Source organism: Pseudoalteromonas sp. H105 (assembly GCF_001469215.1).
GTDB lineage: Bacteria > Pseudomonadota > Gammaproteobacteria > Enterobacterales > Alteromonadaceae > Pseudoalteromonas.
The window spans coordinates 154,759-179,667 of sequence record NZ_LOFH01000003.1; the positions used below are offsets into that span (position 1 = coordinate 154,759).

At 40.4% G+C, this 24,909-nt stretch carries 27 protein-coding genes; 22 read left to right on the forward strand and 5 right to left on the reverse strand.

Annotated elements, in window-relative coordinates:
• Positions 1–60: 60 nt before the first annotated feature.
• Positions 61–789 carry a glutathione peroxidase gene (locus ATS75_RS06860; protein ID WP_058559707.1) on the reverse strand — a complete coding sequence of 243 codons (729 nt, stop codon included), beginning with the start codon at positions 787–789 and terminating at the stop codon, positions 61–63.
• Between the two features lie 111 nt (positions 790–900).
• On the opposite strand from ATS75_RS06860, the gene ATS75_RS06865 reads away from it, so the two are divergent.
• Positions 901–1,803: a LysR substrate-binding domain-containing protein gene (locus ATS75_RS06865; protein ID WP_058559708.1), complete on the forward strand. Its 903-nt coding sequence runs from the start codon at positions 901–903 to the stop codon at positions 1,801–1,803.
• Here the strand turns inward: ATS75_RS06865 and ATS75_RS06870 are convergent.
• Positions 1,787–2,977, reverse strand: coding sequence for a flagellar assembly protein T N-terminal domain-containing protein (locus ATS75_RS06870; protein WP_058559709.1), 1,191 nt, complete (start codon positions 2,975–2,977; stop codon positions 1,787–1,789). The two genes, ATS75_RS06865 and ATS75_RS06870, sit on opposite strands and share 17 nt — an antisense overlap.
• 407 nt (positions 2,978–3,384) lie before the next feature.
• Between ATS75_RS06870 and ATS75_RS06875 the strand changes: the two genes are divergently transcribed.
• Entirely contained in the window at positions 3,385–3,837 is a 453-nt protein-coding gene (locus ATS75_RS06875; protein ID WP_058559710.1) for an LPP20 family lipoprotein, read from the forward strand.
• Positions 3,838–3,905: 68 nt separating this feature from the next.
• Here the strand turns inward: ATS75_RS06875 and flgN are convergent, their stop codons facing one another.
• From flgN to flgA, 3 genes are all read right to left on the reverse strand, one after another.
• Positions 3,906–4,337: a flagellar protein FlgN gene (gene flgN / locus ATS75_RS06880; RefSeq protein WP_058559930.1), complete on the reverse strand. Its 432-nt coding sequence runs from the start codon at positions 4,335–4,337 to the stop codon at positions 3,906–3,908.
• Positions 4,330–4,644: a flagellar biosynthesis anti-sigma factor FlgM gene (flgM, locus tag ATS75_RS06885; protein ID WP_058559711.1), complete on the reverse strand. Its 315-nt coding sequence runs from the start codon at positions 4,642–4,644 to the stop codon at positions 4,330–4,332. Before flgM ends, flgN begins: the two co-directional genes overlap by 8 nt.
• Before the next feature lie 78 nt (positions 4,645–4,722).
• A complete protein-coding gene (flgA, locus tag ATS75_RS06890; RefSeq protein ID WP_058559712.1) occupies positions 4,723–5,430 on the reverse strand; it encodes a flagellar basal body P-ring formation chaperone FlgA in 708 nt (235 codons plus the stop codon).
• A gap of 141 nt (positions 5,431–5,571) precedes the next feature.
• On the opposite strand from flgA, the gene ATS75_RS06895 reads away from it, so the two are divergent.
• From ATS75_RS06895 to ATS75_RS06990, 20 genes are all read left to right on the forward strand, one after another.
• A complete protein-coding gene (locus ATS75_RS06895; protein ID WP_058559713.1) occupies positions 5,572–6,504 on the forward strand; it encodes a chemotaxis protein in 933 nt (310 codons plus the stop codon).
• Between the two features lie 20 nt (positions 6,505–6,524).
• Positions 6,525–7,355 carry a CheR family methyltransferase gene (locus tag ATS75_RS06900; protein ID WP_058559714.1) on the forward strand — a complete coding sequence of 277 codons (831 nt, stop codon included), beginning with the start codon at positions 6,525–6,527 and terminating at the stop codon, positions 7,353–7,355.
• A 155-nt stretch (positions 7,356–7,510) separates the two neighbouring features.
• Positions 7,511–7,921 (forward strand): flagellar basal body rod protein FlgB, encoded by a 411-nt coding sequence (gene flgB, locus ATS75_RS06905; RefSeq protein ID WP_058559715.1) that lies wholly within the window; start codon positions 7,511–7,513, stop codon positions 7,919–7,921.
• Between the two features lie 2 nt (positions 7,922–7,923).
• Positions 7,924–8,355, forward strand: coding sequence for a flagellar basal body rod protein FlgC (gene flgC, locus ATS75_RS06910; RefSeq protein WP_058559716.1), 432 nt, complete (start codon positions 7,924–7,926; stop codon positions 8,353–8,355).
• Between the two features lie 13 nt (positions 8,356–8,368).
• On the forward strand, positions 8,369–9,049 hold the full coding sequence (locus tag ATS75_RS06915; protein ID WP_058559717.1) for a flagellar hook assembly protein FlgD: 681 nt from the start codon (positions 8,369–8,371) through the stop codon (positions 9,047–9,049).
• A 57-nt stretch (positions 9,050–9,106) separates the two neighbouring features.
• Positions 9,107–10,474, forward strand: a complete 1,368-nt coding sequence (gene flgE, locus ATS75_RS06920; protein WP_058559718.1) for a flagellar hook protein FlgE — start codon at positions 9,107–9,109, stop codon at positions 10,472–10,474.
• A 157-nt stretch (positions 10,475–10,631) separates the two neighbouring features.
• Entirely contained in the window at positions 10,632–11,396 is a 765-nt protein-coding gene (locus ATS75_RS06925; protein ID WP_058559719.1) for a flagellar basal body rod protein FlgF, read from the forward strand.
• A gap of 21 nt (positions 11,397–11,417) precedes the next feature.
• Complete coding sequence (flgG, locus tag ATS75_RS06930) at positions 11,418–12,206, forward strand: flagellar basal-body rod protein FlgG (RefSeq protein ID WP_058559720.1); 789 nt, start codon at positions 11,418–11,420, stop codon at positions 12,204–12,206.
• A gap of 18 nt (positions 12,207–12,224) precedes the next feature.
• Positions 12,225–12,908: a flagellar basal body L-ring protein FlgH gene (flgH, locus tag ATS75_RS06935; RefSeq protein ID WP_058559721.1), complete on the forward strand. Its 684-nt coding sequence runs from the start codon at positions 12,225–12,227 to the stop codon at positions 12,906–12,908.
• Positions 12,909–12,921: 13 nt separating this feature from the next.
• The gene (locus ATS75_RS06940) at positions 12,922–14,016 is read left to right on the forward strand and encodes a flagellar basal body P-ring protein FlgI (protein WP_058559722.1); all 1,095 of its coding nucleotides are present in this window, start codon (positions 12,922–12,924) and stop codon (positions 14,014–14,016) included.
• A 156-nt stretch (positions 14,017–14,172) separates the two neighbouring features.
• Positions 14,173–15,141, forward strand: a complete 969-nt coding sequence (gene flgJ, locus ATS75_RS06945) for a flagellar assembly peptidoglycan hydrolase FlgJ (protein ID WP_058559723.1) — start codon at positions 14,173–14,175, stop codon at positions 15,139–15,141.
• Position 15,142: 1 nt separating this feature from the next.
• The gene (gene flgK, locus ATS75_RS06950) at positions 15,143–17,149 is read left to right on the forward strand and encodes a flagellar hook-associated protein FlgK (protein WP_058559724.1); all 2,007 of its coding nucleotides are present in this window, start codon (positions 15,143–15,145) and stop codon (positions 17,147–17,149) included.
• A gap of 2 nt (positions 17,150–17,151) precedes the next feature.
• Positions 17,152–18,384 (forward strand): flagellar hook-associated protein FlgL, encoded by a 1,233-nt coding sequence (flgL, locus tag ATS75_RS06955; RefSeq protein ID WP_058559725.1) that lies wholly within the window; start codon positions 17,152–17,154, stop codon positions 18,382–18,384.
• 347 nt (positions 18,385–18,731) lie between these two features.
• The gene (locus tag ATS75_RS06960; RefSeq protein ID WP_058559726.1) at positions 18,732–19,694 is read left to right on the forward strand and encodes a flagellin; all 963 of its coding nucleotides are present in this window, start codon (positions 18,732–18,734) and stop codon (positions 19,692–19,694) included.
• A gap of 422 nt (positions 19,695–20,116) precedes the next feature.
• A complete protein-coding gene (locus tag ATS75_RS06965; RefSeq protein WP_058559727.1) occupies positions 20,117–21,085 on the forward strand; it encodes a flagellin in 969 nt (322 codons plus the stop codon).
• Positions 21,086–21,250: 165 nt separating this feature from the next.
• Positions 21,251–22,213: a flagellin gene (locus ATS75_RS06970; protein WP_058559728.1), complete on the forward strand. Its 963-nt coding sequence runs from the start codon at positions 21,251–21,253 to the stop codon at positions 22,211–22,213.
• Positions 22,214–22,290: 77 nt separating this feature from the next.
• Entirely contained in the window at positions 22,291–22,725 is a 435-nt protein-coding gene (locus ATS75_RS06975; protein ID WP_058559729.1) for a flagellar protein FlaG, read from the forward strand.
• Positions 22,726–22,756: 31 nt separating this feature from the next.
• Positions 22,757–24,163: a flagellar filament capping protein FliD gene (fliD, locus tag ATS75_RS06980; protein WP_058559730.1), complete on the forward strand. Its 1,407-nt coding sequence runs from the start codon at positions 22,757–22,759 to the stop codon at positions 24,161–24,163.
• 27 nt (positions 24,164–24,190) lie between these two features.
• Positions 24,191–24,619 (forward strand): flagellar export chaperone FliS, encoded by a 429-nt coding sequence (fliS, locus tag ATS75_RS06985; protein ID WP_058559731.1) that lies wholly within the window; start codon positions 24,191–24,193, stop codon positions 24,617–24,619.
• Complete coding sequence (locus ATS75_RS06990; RefSeq protein ID WP_058559732.1) at positions 24,609–24,908, forward strand: hypothetical protein; 300 nt, start codon at positions 24,609–24,611, stop codon at positions 24,906–24,908. The genes fliS and ATS75_RS06990 overlap by 11 nt, the downstream gene beginning before the upstream one ends.
• The last annotated feature ends 1 nt before the right edge of the window (position 24,909 follow it).

The following is a 24,909-nucleotide window of genomic DNA, read 5'->3' on the forward strand; positions in this document are numbered from 1 at the left end:
GTAAAAAGGTAAATAAAGGGGCTTAACGGCCCCTTATCAAGTGCTTAAGGTGTTACTTAATTAAGCAAAGTACTTTTCTAAATCGTCAGAGCCGCCAATGTGCTTTCCGCCAATAAACACTTGCGGTACGGTTTCGCGACCCGAGATTGCTTTAAGGCTTGTTAATGACGCGCCTGCACCCATTACAATTTCTTCATACACTAGACCTTTCTCGTCTAATAAAGCTTTCGCTTTTTTACAAAAAGGGCAGCCCGGCTTTGTAAATAAGCTAACGGCTTCTGGTTTTACTTGTTGTGGGTTGATGTAGCCAAGCATGGTGTCTGCGTCTGATACTTCAAACGGGTCGCCTGGTAAGTCTGGTTCGATGAACATTTTTTCAATCACGCCATCTTTAACCAGCATTGAATAGCGCCAGCTACGTTTACCAAAACCTAAGTCGTTTTTGTCTACTAACATGCCCATGCCGTCAGTGAATTCGCCGTTACCGTCGGGTAGTAATGTAATGTTTTGTGCTTCTTGGTTTTCAGCCCATGCGTTCATTACAAAGGTGTCGTTTACAGATAGGCATACAATGTCATCAACGCCATTTTGTTTCAGTACACCCGCTAACTCGTTGTAGCGTGGTAAGTGTGTTGATGAGCACGTTGGTGTAAATGCACCCGGTAGTGAAAACACAACGACGGTTTTACCTTTAAAAATGTCGTCTGAGGTGATTGATTTCCACTCGTCGTTGACGCGAGTTGCAAATGTAACTTGTGGAATTGTTTGGCCTTCAATATTGTTTAACATGTTTTTAGTTCCTCTTGATTTGTTGATAGCCATTATGTCGTGAAAGTTGTAATAGCTCCAATCGTTTGTTTGTATTAATATGATAGGTATTAACTATCATTAGGGCGTGCTATGAATTTAAAAGATCTTGAATATGTTAAAGCGGTTGCTCACTTTAAACATTTTCGTAAAGCGGCTGATGCATGTTTTGTTAGCCAACCAACGTTAAGCGGGCAAATCAAAAAATTAGAACAAGAGCTCGGTGTCACCTTATTTGACCGTTCTACCAAACAAGTTACCCTAACTACACACGGCGAACGTTTATTACCACAAGTTGAGTTAGTGTTAGAGCAGGCTAAAATTTTAAAAGAGCAGGCGGCAACATCTGATACGCCATTACAAGGTAGGGTAAAAATAGGGATAATCCCAACTATTGCCCCTTATTTATTACCCACGTTACTTACCTCAATGAAAGAGGCATTTGCCCAGAGCCAATTTACTTTTGTTGAAATGCAAACTCACACTATTTTAGCCGCGCTTGACAGTGGTGACGTTGATATTGCGATATTAGCAGATGTGCCTGAACTTAAGCTTTATCATACGGTTAATTTATATAAAGAAGATTTTTTGGTGGCTTTGTCATTGCAAAACAAGTTGGCTAATCGCGGTAAAATAGCCTTGGATGAGTTAAAAGCATGCAACTTATTAATGCTTAGTGATGGGCATTGCTTTAAAGATCAGGCGCAACAATTTTGTTTTGCTGCTGGGGTTGATGTTTCTAATGAGTATCAAGGTAATAGCTTAGAGACATTATTAGCATTGGTGGCAATGGACGACGGTGTGACGTTTGTGCCAAAGCTTGCGAGTGTTGAACGCACAGGTATTGCTTACTTGCCTATATTTCCGACTCAACAACGTTCGGTTGTGATGGCATCTCGTAAGCACTACCCACATTTAGCAGGTGTTGAAATATTAGCTAAGTGGCTAAGCGAACACCCTAGTTTGTGCCAGCAACTGACTAAAGCGCTAGGTTAGCCAGTTCAACGACATCATTTATTTGAATATTAGGCAGTGGTTGTTTATCAATACTTTGTGCAATAGCGCTTTGCTGATAAACCTGCTGAATTTGAACCTGATTGAGTGTGGTGATCATGTTTGGCATTTTATTACCTGCGGCATCAGTTAAGTAATTGTGGTGAGCAATATTTAATATTTGGCCTTTTTCTATTCCGTGTGCTTTGCCTAAATTAATAACAAGTTTACCGTTTTCAATGTGCAGTATTTTACCTTGGGTTTCTAGGCAGGCCATGGCCGCTTGTAAATCGTAGCTAAGTGTTTGGTTTATATCCGTAATGGTTTGTCCGTAGTCAGATCCCCAAAAGTTTTCGCTGTATACATCGATAAGCTCTGTTTTTTCGAATGGCCAAATACCTTTTCCGCGATAGCTTTTTTGCCATAGGCGTTCGTATGTGGTGCCATCAAATAGTACAAAGTCGATATTGTAAGCGCGTTGGTAACTTTCATCTTGCCAAAAGGCGTAATCGTTATTAAGTTTTTCACTGTTTGATATATCCACAAGCTGACTCAGTAATACGTATTGCGAGTTGCTGCGAGAGGCAATCTCTTCAAGTAAGGCATTACTGTAATCGTATTGTTGAGTAAAGAATTCGCCCACACGAATAGGAAAGTTAAAATACGCAGTAGGGCGTGTACTGATAGGAGAATTGCTCAGTGTTTTATATAAGTTTTCGCTGCTTGCTTTGTTAATGTCAAAAATTTGACCGAGCTTGGCTTGTTCACGGTGTTTTAGTTGCGTTTGAGTGATGGCTACAAACTTATTAAAACTGCTTGCTGGGCACTGTTCTTGTTGTGGAAATATGTCTAACCGAAGGGTCACTGCAAATTGGTCGCCGCGGCGGTCTTCACTGATCATTTCAATTTTTTGAATTTCACCATGGCTGTTTATTTTTAACTGGTCTTGCGTGAGAACGCCGTCGACCAAGGTTTGCATAGACGTTACGCGTGCTCCCGAAAAAACCAGCGCTTGGGTTATTGCGTCTTTTATTGCAACGGACTTTGCCCGAGCAATGTCGTCGTTTTGAATATTTGCATGGCCTGTAGACTCAAACCATTGTGCATAGGCTGTAGAGCTTACACATAAAGTAAGCCATGTAGCCGCACTAAGCGCACAGTTTAAAAGTTTGTTCATCGCTAGATCCCACGCTAATGTATTTTTCAATTAACTTACATACGCAAGGAATATACCAATATACCCAAACCACCTCAAGGTGCGAGTCTCAGTTGGAATTAAAAGCGATTTAGGCAAGGCATTGATTGCAAGTAATAGTGGTTCTATTGTTAAAATCAATAACGCAGTATAAATCGTTTTTAAACCAACCCTTGGGCATTTCACAGGAACTTACTCTCATCGTTGTTCCTTCTTAAAAGGGATGGCCATTCTTGCAAAGTAACGCCTTGATATTAAGCCCCTGTGAAACGCTGAATTCTGCACCTTAAGGTGGCTTGGGTATAATTATAATTACAGGGTGTAAAATTTATCATGGCATTAATCGTGCATTAAAGTAGTCATTATTTTTGTAATTTGATGTGGGCCTTATGCGTACAACACTTTTTTTTATAGCAACAGTGAGTCTTGCAGGTTGTAGTAGCGTTTTTGATAAACATGTTCAGTATAAATACGTTGAGCCTGATAGCTACCCAGTATTAAAGGCTGTTGGTTATGCGCCTATAAGCGCTCAACCAGGAGATAACGATACGCAGCGCTCATTAATGGCATTAAAAGCCTCTAAGCTTGAGGCTTACCGTGAACTTGCTGAACAGGTATATGGGCAAAAGATTACCGCGGGCACGACAGTAAAAGGCAGTGTTGCGCAAAATGATCAGCTCCAAAGCCAAGTTCAAGGTATTATCAAAGGTGCGCAAGTTATTAAGAGTTACCCTGTAGGCGATAGCTATGCGACTGAGCTTAGGCTTGATATGAAACGCGTACACGATTTATATATTGGTGAGATAAAGCCACGAGAAGTCAAAAAAGTAACCTATTACTAATTAAACAAAACTCGGGTGAGTAATAAGCACGGTGGTGTGTTTATTTTTCGTAAGAGGGAGCGGCTGGTTTAAGCTTTGAGGTTGTGAACTAAGGTGTTACTGCCGTGAACAACACTTCCGCCTTGGTCGTAGGTCATTGATGTCGGCGCGCCAATTAAAATATCTTTGAGTTGCTTTACGCTTAATTGCGCTTGGTGGGCTGCATGCGCATTGATGTCGTTCTTCTTTTTACAGGTTTCTAACTGCGAACGAACAGAGATGATTAACTCATCCACCTCATCTGACTTAGCATCATTCGAATTCAGTAAGGTACTCAGTTCTTTGTCCAATGTTTGGATTTTGCTTAGAAAGGAGAGTTTTTGCTTTGCAATGTCTTTGAGTCCATCACCACGGCGTGATGCAATTGCCGTAAGTTCGTCGTCGAGTACGTCAACAAGTGAGGCTAAGCAATTTAATTGCATAGTGAGTTTTGATGCAATAAGGCTGTTATGATCAGCCATATACATCAAACTCAAATGCTGCAATATTTTTAGCTAGCTTTTCAGCATCAATCTGATACTTGCCTTCGCTGATCGCTTTTTTAAGCTCTGCAACTTTGTCGCTATCAAAACCAGATGATTGCTGCGCTTTATCTTGCAGTGATTTTAATTGCTGAGCTTGTGGCGTTAAGCTAACTGAATCTGCCGCAGCTTTAGGCGCAGAAGTTTGAGCTGAATTTGCATTATTATTTTGCAAATCAACCTTTTGCTGTTTGGTGTTAGCCAGCACATTAGCCTGTTGCTGACCTTTATTTACTTGGCTTACCATGATAATAACCTATACAGAATCCAACACATGCCTATTTATCGGCATTCTTGTTTAATACTTTAGCATAAATTTGAAGATTTAAATATTAACCTGCACAGACTCAACGCCGTCGACACGAGCATTTAAAACCTTACCTGACTTCGCATTCTTCACTCTTACCTGCTCACCTAATGTACCATCTTCAAGTGCTAAACCGGAAGTCTTTATTTTCAAACCGCGAATTGTGGCAATAATACTGACGTTGTCGCCTTTGCAAACCATGCATATTTGGCTTAAAACAATTGGTAATCCACTGCGAATATTTCGTTTACTGCGACTGCCAATTAAAAACTGTGTGTCTTGCACATGTTGTACTCTTACAAAATGTTTTGGCTTCATTTCTACACTGAGATGATGCGCTTGAATGACCTCGCCACGCGCCAAGTGCTCTGCAGCAACAACCATTGGCGCAAGCTCAACTATTCGAACGTGGACGTATTGACTCCACCCTTGCACATCTTCACAGCTTACCTGCACTGTCACTTGTCTGTTGAAAGGAGGCTCTGAGGGCGTGTTTAATGTTGGTGTGTTTTCGCAATAACGATCTGCAATACGGCTATCTAAATCAAGTGTTGTTAGTTGAGTATGCTCATCGCTGTTTGGGGGAAGTTGTTCTTTGATGAAGGCGGAAGCCAGTGTTTGGATCTTTTCTTTGCTATACATTTGCCCATACGCGGGTGAAACCACGCATAAGCTGGCAAGAAAATAAAAAACATTGTATCTTCGGCTTTTATTTAACAAACTCATAATGTTTCGACTATGCTTATTGTTGAAAACAGGGTATAAATATTTAGCGTCAAATTTTAGACGCTCCCGCAATGTTATGTAGCTTTATTAGAAGAAAGCAATTATTGTTCCGTTATTTAAAGCTTTCTTTAGGAGATTGAAATGGCAGGCATTTTAGACTCAGTAAACCAGCGTACGCAGCTGGTTGGGCAAAACCGTCTTGAATTACTATTATTCAAATTAAGAGGGCGGCAGCGCTTTGGTATTAACGTGTTTAAAGTGAGAGAAGTACTGCAATGTCCTCCTTTAACAAATATGCCGAAATCAAATTCGTATATCCGGGGTGTTGCGCACATTCGTGGACAAACAATTTCTGTCATCGATTTGTCTATGGCTGTGGGCGGCCCAGCAATCGAAAATATCAAAGACAGTTTTATTATCATCGCTGAATATAACCGCTCAGTGCAGGGCTTTTTAGTGGGTGGTGTTGAACGTATCGTAAATATGAACTGGGAAAAAATAATGCCCCCGCCATCAGGTGCAGGTCGGTATTCATATTTAACAGCGGTTACTGAAATCGAAAACGAGCTAGTTGAAATACTTGATGTAGAAAAAATCTTAAATGAAATCTGCCCAGTTAATACTGAAGTAAGTGCTGATATTGCCAATGATGGCGAAATTCAAAAAGATTTAGGTGAACGTATTGTGTTTATCGCAGATGATTCTGCGGTTGCGCGTAATCAGGTTAAGCGAGCATTAGAACCGCTTGGTGTTCAAACAGAACTTGCTAAAAACGGTAAAGAAGCACTCATTCGGTTAAAAGAAATAGCTGAGCTTGATTGTAAACATGACATAACTGAACGTGTAGGGTTATTGATCTCTGATGTTGAGATGCCTGAAATGGATGGTTATACATTGACCGCCGAAATTAAGGCTGATCCAAAACTTGCGCCCTTGCATGTTATTCTTCATACGTCTTTGAGTGGTGTTTTTAATCAGGCAATGATTGAAAAAGTAGGTGCCGATGACTTTATTGCTAAGTTCAATCCAGATGAATTAGCAACTGCAGTAAAAAAATGGGTTCATTGTGACTAATTTTAACAGGTGGTGTTACTTTGGAAAATAAGCATTTACAGCAGGGTGAATATGATCAATTTCGCTCTTTTCTAGAACAGCAGTGCGGTATTGTTTTAGGTGATAACAAGCTTTACTTAGTAAAAAGCAGGCTAGCGCCTTTAATGGTGCGTTTTAAAGTTGAGTCTCTTTCTGAGCTTGTGAGTAAAACGCTGAGTCCTCACGAGCGCCAACTTAGAGCGGCTGTGGTTGATGCCATGACCACAAATGAAACGTTGTGGTTTAGAGATCAATATCCGTTTGATTTATTGCAAAGCAAATTATTTCCAGAACACAAAGAGTTAAGACGGCCACTTAAAATTTGGTCTGCGGCGAGTTCGTCTGGTCAAGAACCCTATTCAATTGCAATGTCGGTTGCTGAGTTTCAAGCTAAACAGCCGGGTGTATTGAAAATGGGCGCGCAAATCATTGGTACCGATATTTCTAATACGATGCTTGATATGTGTAAGCACGGTGAATACGATGCGCTTGCTCTAGCGCGTGGACTGTCAGCGGAGCGACGGAAAAAGTTTTTTAAAGATACCGGCAATGGCATGGCGCAAGTTACGGACCCTATCAAAAAGCTTACAAGTTTTAGGCATCTTAACTTACTAGACTCTTATGCTTTGATGGGTAAATTTGACATTATATTTTGTCGCAATGTGTTAATTTATTTTTCGCCTGAGGTTAAGGCTAAAATTATTGCGCAATTTGCTCAAGCTCTGAATCCTAAAGGCTACCTTTTTTTAGGTGCTTCTGAATCTATGTCAGGGTTAAGTACAGAGTTTGATATGGTGCGTTGCAACCCGGGTATTATTTATCAAAAAAAATAAGTCGCTAGCTTATTACTGTGTTTTTACAAATAAACGGCGTTTATAAACGCCGTTTTTTTCTTTCTAATTAATAGGTTAACTCTCCCCCTCTAAAGCTAGGTAAACTGGCTCATCTTTTGCATTAATCAACCTAAGTCAAATTTTTGGAGATGGTTATGGCTATCAGTTTTGATAAAGCGTTTGGGGTGCATCCCCATGCAATGTTGATCCGTTCTCAGCGTGCCGAATTATTAGCAACCAATATTGCCAATGCTGATACGCCTGGCTATAAAGCAAAAGATGTCGATTTTGCCTCTGCCTTAAAAGCGGCAAAAAGCAACCAGCAGGGCGGCAATAACATGGTAACGACCAATGCAAAACACATCGCTGGTGGAAGCCGCTATGTCGGTAATGCTGAAATGTTTCGCTCGCCAAATCAAGCAGATACGGGTGATGGTAACTCAGTCGATATACAGGTGGAACGAAACTTGTATACACAGAACTCATTAGAGTATCAGGCAAGCCTGCAATTTATGAGTGGTAAAATTAAAGGCCTTAAAAAAGCCCTCGGTAGTCAAGGAGCCTAAGCATGAGTTTATATAACGTTTTTGATATTTCAGGTACCGGTATGAGCGCACAGAATGTGCGTTTAAATACAACAGCCAGTAACATCTCGAATGCTAATACTATTAGCTCAAGCCAAGACAAAACCTACCGTGCACGCCACCCAGTGTTTGCTGCAGAGCTTACAAAAGCGTCTGCATCACAGAGCAATATGCAGGGTTCGTCTGTTGGCGTTAAAGTGTTGGGTATCGTAGAAAGCGATAAACCATTGCAGATTGAATATAACCCTAATCACCCAAGTGCGGATGAAAATGGTTATATCTACAAACCTAACGTTAACGTTGTTGAAGAAATGGCTAATATGATTTCTGCCTCACGCTCTTATCAAACAAATGTGCAAGTTGCAGATGCAGCAAAGCAAATGTTAAGTAAAACACTGTTGCTTGGGCAGCGGTAATTGAGGAAAAGTTATGAGTAACGATATCAGTGCAACGTCGTCGACTTATCTAGATTCGTTAAAGTGGCAAGATAAACAAGTTTCGACTGAAGAGAAGAGTGATGAGTTAACACAAGAAGATTTCTTTTCCTTGTTAACACAGCAGCTGTCATTTCAAGATCCAAGCAAGCCAGCTGACAACGATCAAATGATTGCGCAAATGACCAACTTTACTATGGCTGAAGGTATTTCAAACCTTAATAGTAACTTTGAATCTCTTGCAGCGTCGATGACATCTAACTCAGCATTACAGGCTTCGACTTTAGTTGGTAAGCAAGCATTACTTGAATCTGATTCGTTAGATTTAGCTGCCGGTCGAGATGCTAAAGGCACTATCGTTGCCCAAGAGCCGGTAGATAATTTAACCTTACGGATTGAAGATTCCTCAGGCCAATTAGTGCGTACTATTGAGTTTGGGTCTCAACCTCCTGGTGCTGTGCGCTTTGAATGGGACGGTAAAAACTCGAAAGGTGAAGAGTTACCCGATGGTGAATATACCGTTAAAGCAGAGGGCCAAATGGGAGGGGATTTCACGAGTTTACCCATTGCAACTTTCAAAAATATTGAAAGCGTTAATGTCAATGGTGCCAACGGGATCATTATTAATACTAAAGAAGGTGCGGTTAGGCTAACTGATGTAGCAGAAATCGCGTAAAAATTAATTATTAGTTAGCCTTCTTTCGGCTACACATTCATAAATTAGAGGTGAATTATGAGCTTCAATATTGCACTTACAGGCATTGCAGCCGCACAAAAAGATTTGGACGTAACAGCAAACAATATTGCTAACGTTAATACAACTGGTTTTAAAGAATCACGTGCTGAGTTTGCTGATGTATATGCATCATCAGTATTTAGTTCGGGTAAAACTAAAAATGGTGATGGTGTACAAACTACGATGGTTGCGCAGCAATTTCACCAAGGCTCGCTTAAATTTACGCAAAACTCGCTGGATTTAGCAATCACAGGTGAAGGTTATTTCGCCATGAGTGAAGACTTAGGTGCACAAGATTTTACCTATACTCGCGCAGGTGCATTTAAGCTAAACCAGGATAACTTTATCGTTGATGCGAAAGGTAATTTCTTGCAAGGTTTCCCCGTTAATGAGTCTAACGGTGATACAACATCGGTAAGTTTAAGTACCTCTTCTGCGCTACAGATACCTGATTCATCAGGTTCGCCTCGTGCAACAACGAATGTATACAGTTCATTTAACTTAGATTCGCGATCAACGGCGCCATCAATTACTACCTTTGACCCAACAGTTAGCGCATCCTACAATAGCTCAACTTCAACAACCGTATTTGATTCACTTGGTGAACCGCACGTATTGCAGTTTTTCTTTGTCAAAACGGATGCAGCTGTTACAGGTAATGAGAATGAGTGGCAAGTACATGCAACACTCGATGAAAAAGTATTTAATCCAGCAGGTGCAGAAGAAACCGCGCCTCCTTATACACCAATTTCTACCTTTCAGTTTGATGCCAGTGGTTTACCATTAAACACAGATGGCACACCTAACACAGATACAACCTTCAATCCAATAGCGATTCCTGGTGGTGGGGGCGGTGTAGCGGGTTTATCGGATTTACTTACAAACGGTGCTAGTTTCCCTGATGACGTTGAAGTGAATTGGCGTGATGAAGCCGGTACTGCAAATAAAATCCCTACACAGTATGCGAGTAACTTTGAAGTAAAAGCACTTGATCAAGATGGGGCAACAGTAGGGCGTCTTGCTGGTATTGATATTGGTACCGATGGTAAGGTCGTTGCGTCATACAGTAATGGTGATACCTCTTTCTTAGGCCAAGTAGCCATGGTTCGTTTTTCTAACTCGCAAGGTTTAGCGCAGGTCGGTGACACATCTTGGAAGAAAAGCTTAACCTCAGGTGAGCCAATAGCGGGTGAGCCAGGTTCAGGTACGCTAGGGTCTATCAATTCATCGGCTTTAGAGCAGTCAAATGTAAATTTAACGAATGAACTGGTTGACCTAATCAGTGCGCAGCGTAACTTCCAAGCAAACTCACGTGCGTTAGAAGTTAACTCTACATTACAACAGAATATTCTGCAGATTCGTTAATAGTTTAACGCTTTACTGCAGAACAACAATCCGACACCGAGGCTGCCCTTTATGGCAGCCTTTTTTGTATCTGAAATTTAATAATTATGGTGTCAAATTATTGTGGCACTTATTTTGCATTTATACTTAGTATAGATTTTTATCGCGAGTCGATGTTATGGATAAGATGGTTTACATTGCAGCGTCCGGGGCTAAGCAAAGTATGCGGGGCCTTGCGCTCAAAGCAAATAACTTAGCAAATGCCAACACCACAGGCTTCAAAGCTGATTTTGCACAAGCAAGGTCAATGCAAGCATTTGGTGAAGGCTTGCCTACACGTGTGTTTTCTATGCAAGAACGACCAGGTTCAAACATGACTTCTGGCGGTATTGTTGAAACCGGGCGAGACCTTGATATTGCGTTTAGTGATAAAGGATGGTTAACCGTTCAAGACGCTTCAGGCAATGAAGCTTACACTAAAGTGGGTACGTTAAACATCACGCCAGATGGTGCGTTAGTGACAAGTCACGGACGTCAAGTTGTTGGCGCTGGTGGACCTATTATTTTGCCTTTGCCAGTGGAAAAAGTGGAGTTTAGCGATGATGGCTCAATTCAAGTTCGGCCTCAAGGTGCACCAGCTAATTTTTTAGAAGTGGTTGACCGTTTAAAAGTCATTGAAGCTAACAACAGCCAACTTGAAAAAGGCAATGATGGTCTGTTTAGACCAAAGGAAGATAAATTAATTGATGACTTATGCGGTTTTTGTGAAATATCACAAAACGTAAAAGTAATGAGTGGCACGTTAGAAATGTCTAATGTGAATCCAGTGCATGAAATGGTCGATATGATAAGTCATCAACGCCAATTTGAATTACAACTTAAGTTAATGAAAACAGCAGAAGAAATTGATGAGCGTCATACCCAGTTGCTGCGCATTGTTTAACCTAATTGAGAGGACATTAGTATGAATCCTGCATTGTGGATCAGTAAAACGGGCTTAGACGCCCAACAAACCGATATATCGGTGATCTCAAATAACTTAGCCAATGCCAGTACCATAGGGTACAAAAAAAGCCGCGCAGTATTTGAAGATTTACTTTATCAAAATATTAATCAACCCGGCGGGCGTTCATCACAAGATACTGAAATGCCATCAGGTTTAATGCTTGGTGCCGGTGCAAAAGTTGTCGCAAACCAAAAGAACTTCTCTCAAGGCAATATGCTAACGACTGAGAATTCATTGGATTGGATGATATCAGGCCCTGGCTTTTTCGAAGTGCTTCAGCCAGATGGTAACATCGCATATTCACGTAATGGCCAATTTACCACAGATGAAGATGGTCGAATTGTTACCGCTGGTGCCGGTTTTCCTGTTCAACCAGAAATGAACGTACCGGATGATGCGCAATCGATTACCGTCTCTCAAGATGGTGAAGTGTCAGTAAGGATTGGAGGTCAACCTGATAATGTTGTGATTGGCCAGCTAACAATCAGTGATTTTATTAATCCATCAGGGCTTGAGCCCGTGGGGCAAAATCTTTATACCGAAACCGCCGTGAGTGGCGCGCCGGTACAAGGTAACCCAGGTATTGATGGATTAGGAGCGATTGTTCAAGGGTCACTTGAAACATCCAATGTGAATGTAACAGAAGAGCTTGTGAATTTGATTGAGACACAACGTATTTATGAGATGAATTCAAAAGTAATTTCAGCGGTTGATGAAATGCTTAGCTATGTTAACCAACAGCTTTAAAGTGTAAGGGGTTATGTGATGCGTACTTTTATAATTGCCCTAAGTGGCGCATGTTTATTAAGTGGTTGTGTAACGACTCAAAATACCCATGTGGTTCAAGATGATCCTTATTATGCGCCGATGTACCCTGAGCCTATTACAGAGCAAATAGTCCCAACAGGGTCATTATTTGATACTTACTCTGCTAATGATCTTTATTCAGATAAAAAAGCATTAAGAACAGGCGATATCATTACTGTTAAGCTTCAAGAGTCGACTCAAGCTTCAAAAGCAGCGAAGACAGAAACAGATAAAGAAAGCAACGCAAGCTTAGATCCCGTTGTAGGATTTGGCGGTGTGCCGGTTAACATTGGTGGCGACAGTATTCAGTTTGGCGTTGGCTCTGATTCTTCTTTCACAGGGGATTCAAAATCAAATCAATCTAATAGCTTGTTTGGTGATATTTCTGTCAATGTTATGCGTGTTTTACCGAATGGTAATTTAGTGATACGTGGTGAAAAGTGGCTAACATTAAACACGGGTGAAGAATTTATTCGCCTAGAAGGCCTTGTTAGGCCTCAAGATGTAACAGCTGATAACACCGTAACCTCAAACCGCATTGCGAATGCACGCATTCAATACTCAGGTAAAGGGCAAATGCAAGAGATGCAAAGCGCAGGCTGGTTAACTCAGTTCTTTAGTAGTGCGTTGTTCCCTTTTTAGAAGGTAAGTGGCTATGAATGGTTTTAAAGTAATTTTAAGTATCTGCTTACTCGGGTGGCATTTTGCTGCAGCTGCAGAGCGCATTAAAGATGTTTCAATGGTTGAAGGTGTCAGAGCAAACCAGCTGATTGGTTATGGCCTGGTTGTTGGTTTACCGGGAACAGGCGAGCAAAGCCGGTTCACCGAGCAAAGCTTTAAAGCGATGCTTAATAGCTTTGGCATTACGATGGCTAATAACATTAAACCAAAGATTAAAAATGTAGCCGCAGTGGCTGTTCATGCCGAGCTTCCTCCTTTTAGAAAGCCAGGTCAAATGATTGACATAACCGTTTCGTCAATTGGTAGCGCTGGAAGCTTACGCGGAGGTACATTACTGCAGACTTTCTTAAAAGGGGTTGATGGTAATACTTATGCTATAGCACAAGGTAGCCTTATCGTAGGTGGTTTGGGCGCTGAAGGCGCTGATGGTAGCCGAGTTGTAATCAACACGCCAACTGTTGGCCGTATTCCTAATGGTGCAATAATAGAAAGAGCTATTAAAAGTCCTTTCATGCAAGGTGATTACATTACTTTTAACTTAAACCGCCCTGATTTTACTACTGCGAAGCGCTTAGAGCAGACAATCAATGATTTGGTTGGCCCTGACAGTGCTCAAGCAATTGATGCCGCTTCTATTCGTGTGTTAGCACCTCGTGATGCGTCTCAACGCGTTGCGTATTTATCGACACTTGAAAACTTAGAGTTCAAGCCTGCGGATACGTCAGCAAAAATCATTGTTAACTCACGAACAGGTACCATTGTTATTGGCAAAAATGTAAAACTGCAACCCGCAGCCATTACGCATGGTGGACTAACGGTGACAATTGCTGAACAACAAAATGTATCGCAGCCTAACCCACTGAGCGAGGGTGAAACGGTTGTAACGAATCAAACAATTATTGATGTTAATGAAGACGATTCTCGTGCGTTTGTGTTTAATCCTGGTGTGAGTCTTGATGATTTAGTGAGAGCGATTAATGAAGTTGGTGCTGCACCGGGTGATTTGATGGCCATACTTGAAGCACTCAAAGAAGCGGGTGCAATCAATGGTCAGCTTGTTGTTATTTAATTTTTAATCTAACTAAACCCTAACGTTTAGGGTTTAGTTAAACGTCGTAAATATTTCAATTAGTTAGTTTTTCACTCCCATCCTATAAATACTTTTTAGTCTTTGGCTTGATTATTGCATTGATAAGTTATTATTAATTAATGTGTCAAAAAGCTGATGGATACTAATCACCTCGATAAGCAAAACTTTTTTGATTTAGGAAACTTAGACTCATTACGTCAAAGTGCCTTAAAAAGTGATGCCTCTAGTGACGCTTCCAAAGATGCGCTAAAACAAGCAGCTGCACAGTTTGAATCTATTTTCACGCAAATGTTGCTTAAAAGTATGCGAAAAGCCAATGATGCGTTTGAAGATAAAAACAGCCCCTTTAATTCAAGTGGCGTAAAGTTTTTTGAAGAAATGCATGATCAGCAGCTTTCTGTTGAGCTGTCTTCAAATGGTTCTTTAGGTCTTGCTGATTTAATAGTTCAGCAGTTATCTCCTGATGGGAAAAATTTCACACCGGGTTCTGTACTTCGCTCGGTTGATAACTTTACCAGTGATAAACGTGCATCGGGTGTGTCGAATGATTCACTGACAAATAAAAATGATATCGCAACGAATCCATCTGATAAAAATGAAGGGCCGTTCGATGATGCAGAGTCGTTTATTAGTACCGTGTGGGAACATGCGAAGTCAGCCGCTGAAAAAATAGGATTAAACCCTGCTGTAATGGTTGCACAGGCTGCACTCGAGACTGGGTGGGGTAAACATATCATAAATAAAGCGGATGGTAGCAGCAGTAATAACCTTTTCAATATTAAGTCAGATCGCAGTTGGGATGGAGCTAAAGCCAGTAAAGTGACGCTGGAGTTTGAACAAGGTATGCCAGTAAAAAAACAAGCAAGCTTTAGAGCTTATGACTCAATCAAAGATAGTGTGAATGATTTTGTTGATTTTTTAAATGAAAATCCACGTTATCAAGAAGCCCTCGATAATACAGCAAAACCTGCTGCCTTTTTAGATTCCTTACAAAAAGCAGGGTATGCAACTGACCCCAATTACGCTGATAAAATTAAGCAGGTTCTTAACAGAGCTGATCTTAAATCACTGGCAGCTACATTGGTTCGCCAAGGAGTAAACTAACATGTCGTTTAATTTATTAAACATTGCCAATTCAGGTGTTCGTGCAAACTCTGAATTGTTACAAACGACCAGTAAAAACATTGCCAATGTAAACACCAAAGGCTATGTAAGAGAAAGCACAGAGCATATGACCATGGTTGACAATCAAGTCGGCCGCGGGGAGACATTCAGACTTTTAAATGAGTTTGCGCAAAAACAACTTAATCGTGATACTTCAAATAAAGCATTCTTTGATCAATTCGTCACTGAGGCGAGTCGAGTTGATACCTTATTCTCTGAAGAGTCAAATAGCCTCTCGACGAGTATTAACTCGCTCTTTAATAATGTTCAAGAAAGCCTTAATCAGCCTTCGTCTAGTGTGGCGCGGTCACTGGTGATGACGGATGCTGAAAACCTTATTGAACAAATGGACCGCTTGTCAGGTATTGTTTTTGATCAGAAAAACGTTGTAAATGAACAGCTTGAAATTTTTTCAGATGAAGCCAATACGTTAGTCCAAAATATTAGTGCCTTAAATAAGCAAATTGCTGCGGTTCATGGAACGCGCAGTGAAAGTACCTCGAGCACACTTTACAATCAACGTGATCTCGCTATTCGAGAGCTATCAGAGCTAGTCGACATTGAGACGCTTGATGGCCAAAATGGCGAAAAGCTTTTATTTATGGGAACAGGTGAGTCACTTGTTATGCAAGAGGGGACATTTAACCTGTTTTCTATGACTGGAGACCCTGATCCTGACTTTAAAGAACTGCGTTTAGATGTGAATGGCGGCAAGGCCGTGCCGCTTGAACTCGATTCTGGTTCCGTTAAAGGCAAAATTGGTGGCTTATTGGCCTTTCGTGATGACATATTAGTCCCTGCTCAAAATCAATTAGGTCAAATGGGACTGGCAATTGCTGATGCATTTAATGAGCAAAATAAACTAGGTATGGATGGTGATGGTGAGTTGGGTGGCGATATTTTTACAATCCCAACCGTCGATGCGTTTGCATATCAGGCTAATACATCAACATCGACGATGACAGGCACTGTTGAGCCAGGTAAAGGCAGTGAATTACCCGCGAGTGATTTTATCATTACTTACACGGCGGCAAATACGGTCGAAATACAAGCAATAGATAATAAAGGTGAGCCTTTGGGCACCGCTTCTACCGCTAATATTGTTGGTGGTATAATTGATTCCACAACTAACCCCGGTATCGAGTTATATGGTTTACAAATTGAAGTAGGCGGGGGAGCGGCTAATATTGGCGACCAGTTTCAATTAAAGCTTAGCTCACAAGCGGCATCAACATTAGAACTCGCGACAGATAGACCTAATGCTCTGGCACTCGCTTCACCAGTAAGAACGGCGGATGATATTAACAACACAGGGAGTGCTAATATTTCGCCGGGTACAGTGACCAGTGTAACATCAGGTGGCTTTACTGCGACACCGCCAGCACTTGCTAATGGTGATATTAGTTTGGTGAAAACTGCGAACGCGAATGAATACACAGTCACAGATGGCAGTGGCTCTACTACATTTACCATTACACCGCCGGCAGAAAATATGCTAGCACAAGCCGGTGCGCCCTTTGATTCATATGGTTTTGATTTTAATATTGATGGGGTGCCAGCGGTAGGGGATACCTTTACATTAGAGTTTAATGAAGGGGGCTTCGATGATAACCGTAACGGACTAAAGCTCGCTGGATTACAAGGTGATGAATTAGTTCGTCAAAATGTTGTTACTTCAGCAACCGCTGATAACCTAAAAACGTTCAATGAAGCCTATGCCGGTTTAGTGACTGATATTGGCGTTGTCACCAACCAAGCTATAACGAATGGTGCTGCGTTTGATGCGTTAGCCCAGCAATCTGAAGCATGGTATGAATCGTTATCGGGGGTCAACCTAGATGAAGAAGCAGCTAACCTATTACGTTTTCAACAATCTTACGCCGCATCAGCGCAAGTATTATCAACGGCCCGAACAATTTTTGACACTCTACTTAGTGCTGCGAGGTAAGTATGCGTTTATCTAATAATTTAATGTATCACAATAGTATAAATACTATTTTAGATAATCAACAAAATGTAAATACAGCACAGCAGCAGGTCAATACCCAAAAGCGGGTGTTGTCAGCTTCTGATGATCCTGCAGCAACAGCAAGGGCGCTTTTGTACACAGACCGTATTCAAGCGAATGAGCAATATGGTAAAAATATTACTATGTTAAACAGTCGACTTACTACGCAAGAAAGTGTACTTGATAATATTAAAAGCTCATTAGAAAAAGCACATACTCTGACCATCCAGGCAGGTAATGGTGCATATGCTGATATTGATCGCCAAGGTATTGCAGAGGAAATAAAGGCAATACAAAGTGGTGTGTTGGATTTGATGAATGCAAAAACAGAAGACGGAAAATATATTTTTTCCGGTTATCAAGATAATACACAAACGTACTCACTCAATACATCAAACGGAAAGTATGAATATGGTGGTGACCAAGGCCAGCATAAGATTAAGGTTGCCGCAGGGGTTGATATTAAATCCAGTGATAATGGTTTTGATGTGTTTGAAAATGTGGAAGCACGATTAAATGTTGCATCTAATGATGGTGTTGTTTCTGGGGGTATTACAAGTGCGAAGGTGTATGTGAGTGAACAGGGGCTATTTGATTCATTTCACAAAACTAATTACAACGCTGATCCAAGTGCGGCTGCTGGTGCTAACACCTTTAATATTGTAACGACTGCTGGTACACCAAATACCTATCAAGTTGAGCAAGGGGGCACAGTAATTGAAACTGGTAACTTTGATGGTTCTCAAATCAAGTTTGCAGGGATGGAAATTGATATAAGCCCCACCGCTACAGGGCAAGTCGATTTTACACTTGAAGCGCCTCAAAAAGAGAACGTATTAAATACACTAACAGATCTTATTGCAGGTTTAACAGATCCTTCATTGAGTCAGCAAGATTATGAACAAGTATTAGCTGATGCGATGACACAACTAGATAATGGTAAGAATAAGGTTTCTTTGACGCAAGCTGGTTTAGGTGGGCGATTAAATACAGCTGAGAAAATAACGCAATCAAACAGTGATCTCGATGTAAACAATAAAGCATCTCGTGCAGACTTAATTGAGCTTGATATGGCTGAGGCGATTACTGAGCTTACAAAGCAAGAAACTGCGTTACAGGCTTCACAGGCAACGTTCGGCCGACTGGCTAACCTTTCTTTATTTGATTATTTATAATTTCTTGCAGAGTAAGGCAAAATTGTGCCTTGCTCTGTTTAATCCTACCATTTCAATTCACATCCTATTGATTATTAATAACTTAACCTAAGGTAAAATCAATTACCTAATTTATAAATAAAGTGATTTCTTACATTTAGTTTGATTAAACTATTAGTTTGATAATACATAAAAGTTAATTTATTCAGTGACTTATGTTTTTTTATAAAAAATATTAAAAAAAAGCTAAAGGATTTTTCGGCTAGACCGATAACTTAATTAACCAAGCAAAGCGTTGTAAACAACAACCACTGCTTAATTTAAGTAAGTTTGAGAGTAAATGATAAGTTTACTTCGGGAGAGACATCATGGCTTTATATGTAAACACAAATGTTAGCGCGTTAAACGCACAAAGACAATTAAATAACTCTGGTAATGCACTAGATACTTCATTCCAACGTTTATCGTCAGGTTTTCGTATTAACAGTGCTGCTGATGATGCCGCAGGTCTTCAAATTTCAGACCGTTTAACATCACAAATAAACGGTTTAAACCAAGGTAACCGTAATGCAAATGATGGTATTTCATTAGCACAAACAGCTGAAGGTGCACTTGATGAAGTAACATCAATGTTCCAACGTATTCGTACTTTGTCACAGCAAGCATCGAATGGTTCAAATACCGACGAAGACCGTCTAGCAATTCAAGAAGAGATTCGTTCTTTATCGTCAGAAGTTAACCGTGTTGCAGAAGACACCACTTTCGGTGGACAAAATTTATTAGACGGTACTTACTCCGCTAATTTCCAAGTCGGCGCTGATGCTGTTCAGAATATTAGCTTCAGTATGCAAGATGTCGGCGGCACTGCGAATTCTATCGCGGCAAATGGTGGCTTTACCATGTCAGGTATTGCAGGAGTAGCAAGTGCTGTTACTGGTCAAGCGCTTAGTACAACTGCTGGAACAATTAGTTCACAGGTTGGTGCATCAGCAGATAATGATGATTTTGCAGCAGTGTTCACAGCAAGTGGTATCAGTGTATCTTCGCAAGCAAACGCCCAAGCAGTTATGGCTGGTATGGACTCACTTATTGCGGTAGTTGATAAAAAGCGTGCAGAGTTAGGTGCGGTGCAAAATCGTTTTCAGTCTACAATTCGTAACCAATCGAATATCTCTGAAAACTTAAGTGCTGCGAAATCACGTATTAAAGATACTGACTTTGCTCAAGAAACGGCAAACTTAACTAAAATGCAGATCTTACAACAGGCAAGCCAAACAATCCTTAGTCAGGCTAATCAGCGTCCACAGGCTGCACTAAGTCTTCTAGGTTAATAGTTAGCTTTTTATGAGTATAGAAAAGTCAATTTATTGACTGGAAATAAAAAGCGCCTTTGTCTAATGGGGTATTAACAAAGGCGCTATGGAAGGATTGTAAAGCGGAGGCGCTAAAAATCCATTCTTATCGTTCTAACATTTGTAGAACATAAAAGTTAAAGCATAAATTATGCCAGTAATTATGCTTTATTAACCCACTCTCAAACTTATCTTCCAAAGGCTCCTTTTAGGGGCCTTTCTCTATTTAATTTAATGTTGGCCTGAACCTTGCTTTTATCAAGTTAAGTTTATTAATTAACCTGCAAAGTGGCAGTTTTTTGCCCCGGGCAATTTAAATTTTGCCGTTGTAATGAGTCACTTTGTCAAATATCACCTTACTAAAGGTGACTTAACTTTGACAGATAAGAAGAGAGTTTGTTATGGCTTTATTTGTAAATACAAATGTAAGTGCATTAAATGCACAAAGACAGCTAGAAAGAACAGGTAATGATCTTGATACTTCATTTAAAAGATTATCATCCGGCCTTCGTATTAATAGTGCTGCTGACGATGCTGCAGGTTTGCAAATTTCTGATCGCTTACAATCACAAATTTTAGGCCTGAATCAAGGTAACCGAAATGCAAATGATGGTATTTCATTAGCACAAACAGCTGAAGGGGCTATGGATGAAATAACCTCTACATTTCAGCGGATTAGAACCCTGGCACAACAGGCCGCAAATGGTTCAAATACGGATGAAGATAGGTTAGCTATTCAAGAAGAAATTCGTCAGTTATCTGATGAAGTGAATCGTATTGCAACCGATACCACTTTTGGTGGCCAAAATTTACTTGATGGTAGTTATTCTGCCAGCTTTCAAGTTGGCGCGGATGCAGTGCAAACGATTGGCTTTAGTATGCAGGATGTCGGTGGAACGGCCAATTCATTGATGGCAAATGGTGGATTTACAATTTCTGGCGTTGCAGGAGTCGCATCTGCTGTAGGTGGTAGTCCAATGTCTACTCTTGCTGCAGGTGTAAGTGCGATAGACGGTACAACCGCTGCAACTACCCTTGATTTCTCCTCTGTTTTCACTGCAGCAGGAATAAGCGTTTCTTCACAAGTAAATGCACAAGCAGTTTTTGCAGGTATGGACTCGTTAATTGCTGTAGTAGATAAAAAGCGTGCAGAGCTAGGTGCTGTTCAAAACCGTTTTCAATCGACAATTCGTAATCAGGCAAACATTTCTGAAAACTTGGCTTCTGCAAAGTCGCGAATTAAAGATGCAGATTTTGCTATGGAGACTGCGACGTTGACAAAAAATCAAATTTTACAACAAGCGAGTCAAACAATTTTAGGTCAAGCAAATCAAAGACCTCAAGCCGCTTTGAGTCTGCTGCAAGGCTAGATTAGAGTAAAATAAAGAAATATAATTAAATAAAGCTAAAGCTTTCACTTTATCGGACGATAACAGACTTAGAGAACTAAAAATCTAGGACTCTAAGTCTGGAATTTCGGCAGGGTAGGGGTATCCCGCTGTTTTTCTATTTAAAATGATAAAGCGGAGGCTATTATGGCTTTATATGTAAATACAAATGTGAGTTCATTGAACGCACAGCGCCAGTTAATGAAATCTGGTAACCAGCTTGATACATCGTTCCAACGTCTATCTTCAGGCTTTCGTATTAACAGTGCGAAAGATGATGCGGCCGGAATGCAAATCGCAAATCGCTTAACATCTCAGATTAGTGGTTTGAACCAAGGTAATCGAAACGCGAATGATGGTATTTCACTTGCGCAAACCGCTGAGGGGGCACTTGACGAGGTAACGTCAATGTTCCAACGTGTTCGTACGCTTGCGCAACAAGCATCAAACGGTTCAAATACTGATGAAGATCGTTTAGCTATTCAAGAAGAAATTCGTTCTTTATCTGAAGAAGTTAACCGTGTAGCTGAGGATACTACGTTTGGTGGTCAGAACTTACTTGATGGTAGTTACTCTGCTAACTTCCAAGTAGGCGCTGATGCGGTTCAAAATATCAGCTTTAGTATGAAAGACATTGGTGGTACAGCAAACTCGTTAGTTGCTAACAATGGTTTCACTATGTCTGGTATAGCTGGTGTTGCAAGTGCTGTGACAGGTGAGGCGCTTAGTACAACAGCTGGAACTATTAGTTCGCAGGTAGGCGCATCAGCAGATAATGATGACTTCGCTACAGTATTCACTGCTAGTGGAATCAGTGTGTCTTCACAGGCAAATGCGCAAGCGGTTATGGCTGGTATGGATGCTATGATTGCCGTTGTAGATAAAAAACGAGCTGAATTAGGTGCTGTTCAAAATCGTTTCCAATCAACAATACGTAACCAATCAAATATTGCTGAGAATCTAAGCGCTGCAAAATCACGTATTAAAGATACTGATTTCGCTTCTGAAACAGCTAATTTGACAAAATCTCAAATATTACAACAAGCAAGTCAATCAATTTTAAGTCAAGCAAACCAGCGTCCACAGGTAGCTTTGTCTCTATTAGGCTAGTTGGTTAAATAGGTCATTATTGAGCTTTTAGTTCGATAATGGCTTATACTTTGTTTGTAATTTGAAGGAGAGTAGCTATGGCTGATGTAAGTGCAATTATTAAATCAAGCGAGAGCAAATCGTCAAGCTCGACTTTGTTAAATCAGAGTGCAGAGAACGAAATCACAAGTAAGGCAAGTGCTAGTGAAGCTGGCCCAAAACTTGCTAATAGAGAGCCTATCTTAGTTGATGATAGCCAAAATATTGATTCTGAAAGCGAAAGAAAAGCGCTCATCGATGAAGTAAAAGAAAATTTAGAGAAGTTAAATAAATATATTCCAGTTGCTTCGACAAATTTAAAGTTTGAATTTGATGAAGAGGGCGATCCACCAATTATCAAAGTATTTGATAAAAAAAGTGAAGAGGTCATTCGCGAGATACCAACAGAAGAGTTCCGTGAAGTAGCTAAAGCTTTAGAAGAGTTTGCCGATAAACTAACTAACAAAGGTTTGATATTAAATCAAACTGCATAACATTTTTGGAATAACGAAGTAGGAGACAATTATGCCACTCATAACATCCGCAGGTATTGGATCCGGACTTGACCTCGAAAGCATCATCCAGGCATCAGTGGATGCTGAAGATGTGCCAAAAATGAATGCTTTTGTTAAAAAAGAAGAATCCCTAAAAGTTGAGCTTTCAGCCGTTGGGGAAATTAAAGGGGCGCTTTCTAAATTACAAGACACGATTGAAGAACTTGCTGATCCTGATAATTTTAACAAAAGAATCGCTAATATCACTCAACCAACAAGCGATGATGGTGATTTGATTTCAGTGTCACCGACATCAAATATCACTCCTGGAGACTTTAACATTGAAGTTGTTGAGTTAGCACAGGGCAGTCGAGCAGTCTCAAATGATGGTTTATTTACTTCGACGGATGATGTCGTTACCGCATCGGGAGGCACTCTCTCTTTTGCCGCAGGTGCTGATAAGAGCTTTGACCTCACCATAGACGCTGGCGCAACGTTAGCAGAGCTTCGTGATGCTATTAATGACTCAGACGATAACTTTGGCGTAACAGCTAATATAATAAATACGGGGACTGAGGCTAAGTTAGTGCTCACATCTACAGTCAGTGGAACTGGGAATGATCTCGTCATCACTAATGATAATGCTGAGCTTGATAATGTATCTACTGTTGCTAATGCTGGTGGGGCTGGAGGTATAGGGATTTCAGCTGAGAATCAGGCGCAAGATGCTGTTATCAAGGTAGATGGTATTGAAATTACCAATGACACCAATACGTTTAAAGATGCAGTTCAAGATATGACTATAGTTGCTAAACGTCAAAGTGTTGACGGTGAAACTGCTAAATTAGCGGTAGAATATGACCGAGAAAGTGCAACTAAGCTAATTGATGAATTCATTGCTAATTATAACAATGTGATTGGGCAATTAGGATTTCAGTCTCGAGTAGGTAAGCCTCTTAATAGTGACGCTACAATTCGCTCGCTGAGCGCACAACTTGTAAACACATTGTCTACAAATTTAACTGATGCGGGACCGTTTGAAAGTATATTCGATATCGGTATTGGTGTTAAAAAAGATGGGTACCTTGAAAAGTCATCATTAGTTCGTAGCCTTAATACTGCGATGGATGAGAACTTTGACGATATTGGCAAAGCGTTTGCTGGTGAGGGGGGGTTAGCAAAGCAGTTTGAGACACTTCTTGGCAACTATGTTGACTCTGACGGTATAATGAAGCAGCGCGAAAGTAACCTCAATACTCAAATAAAAGATTTAGAGGATGACGTAATAAATCATGAATTTAGAATGGGTGAACTCGAAGGTCGACTAAGAAAGCAATATTCTGGATTGGATGTTCTTTTAGCACAAATGCAATCTACTCAAACCTATTTGAGCGCTCAGCTGTCTAGCTTGCCTGGATTTACACGAAACAAGTCATAAATACATTTTGATTTAAAAGGGTTTAATATGTATAACGCCAAAGTTAAAAATTATCAAAAAGAAGCACTCAAAACCCGTGTGGCTGGTGCTGATCGCTATGAAATAATTCAGATGCTAATGGCTGGGGCGATTGAGAAAATGGTAATGTCGAAAGTCGCGATCGAAAAAAAACATATGGAAGCAAAGGCCGAACACTTATCTAAAGCTACGTCGATTATTGAAGCTTTGAGAGGTTGCTTAGATTTTGAAGTAGGTGGTGAAGTTACTGAAAATTTATATGCATTGTATTCTTACATGATCGACCGTTTAGTTGATGCAACAATTAAAAACGATCCAGAAATCGTTGATGAGGTTTCTAATCTACTTAAAGAAATAAAGTCTGCGTGGGATGCTATACCTCATGATATCCGCGAAAAAACGCTTAGTGAGAACGGTATAGACGCCAATGTCGGCTAAGTTATTGTCTCAATTATCTCACAATCTATTAAAGGTAAAAGAGTGTGCTGCTTACGAGGATTTTGATTCAGCCCAATCGGCTATAATATCTGTTGATAACACTATTCGAGAAGTGTTTAGTAAACCTGCTGAGTTATCTGAAGAGGATAAGGTTTTCTTAGTAAATTTTTTACAACAGTTTGATCAAGTTATGTTAGAGATTAATATAAAAAAAGCAGATACGGCAAAAGAACTTGGTGTTCATATGCGTACACAAAAAAAAATAAATATTTATAAAAGCATCAAGTAGG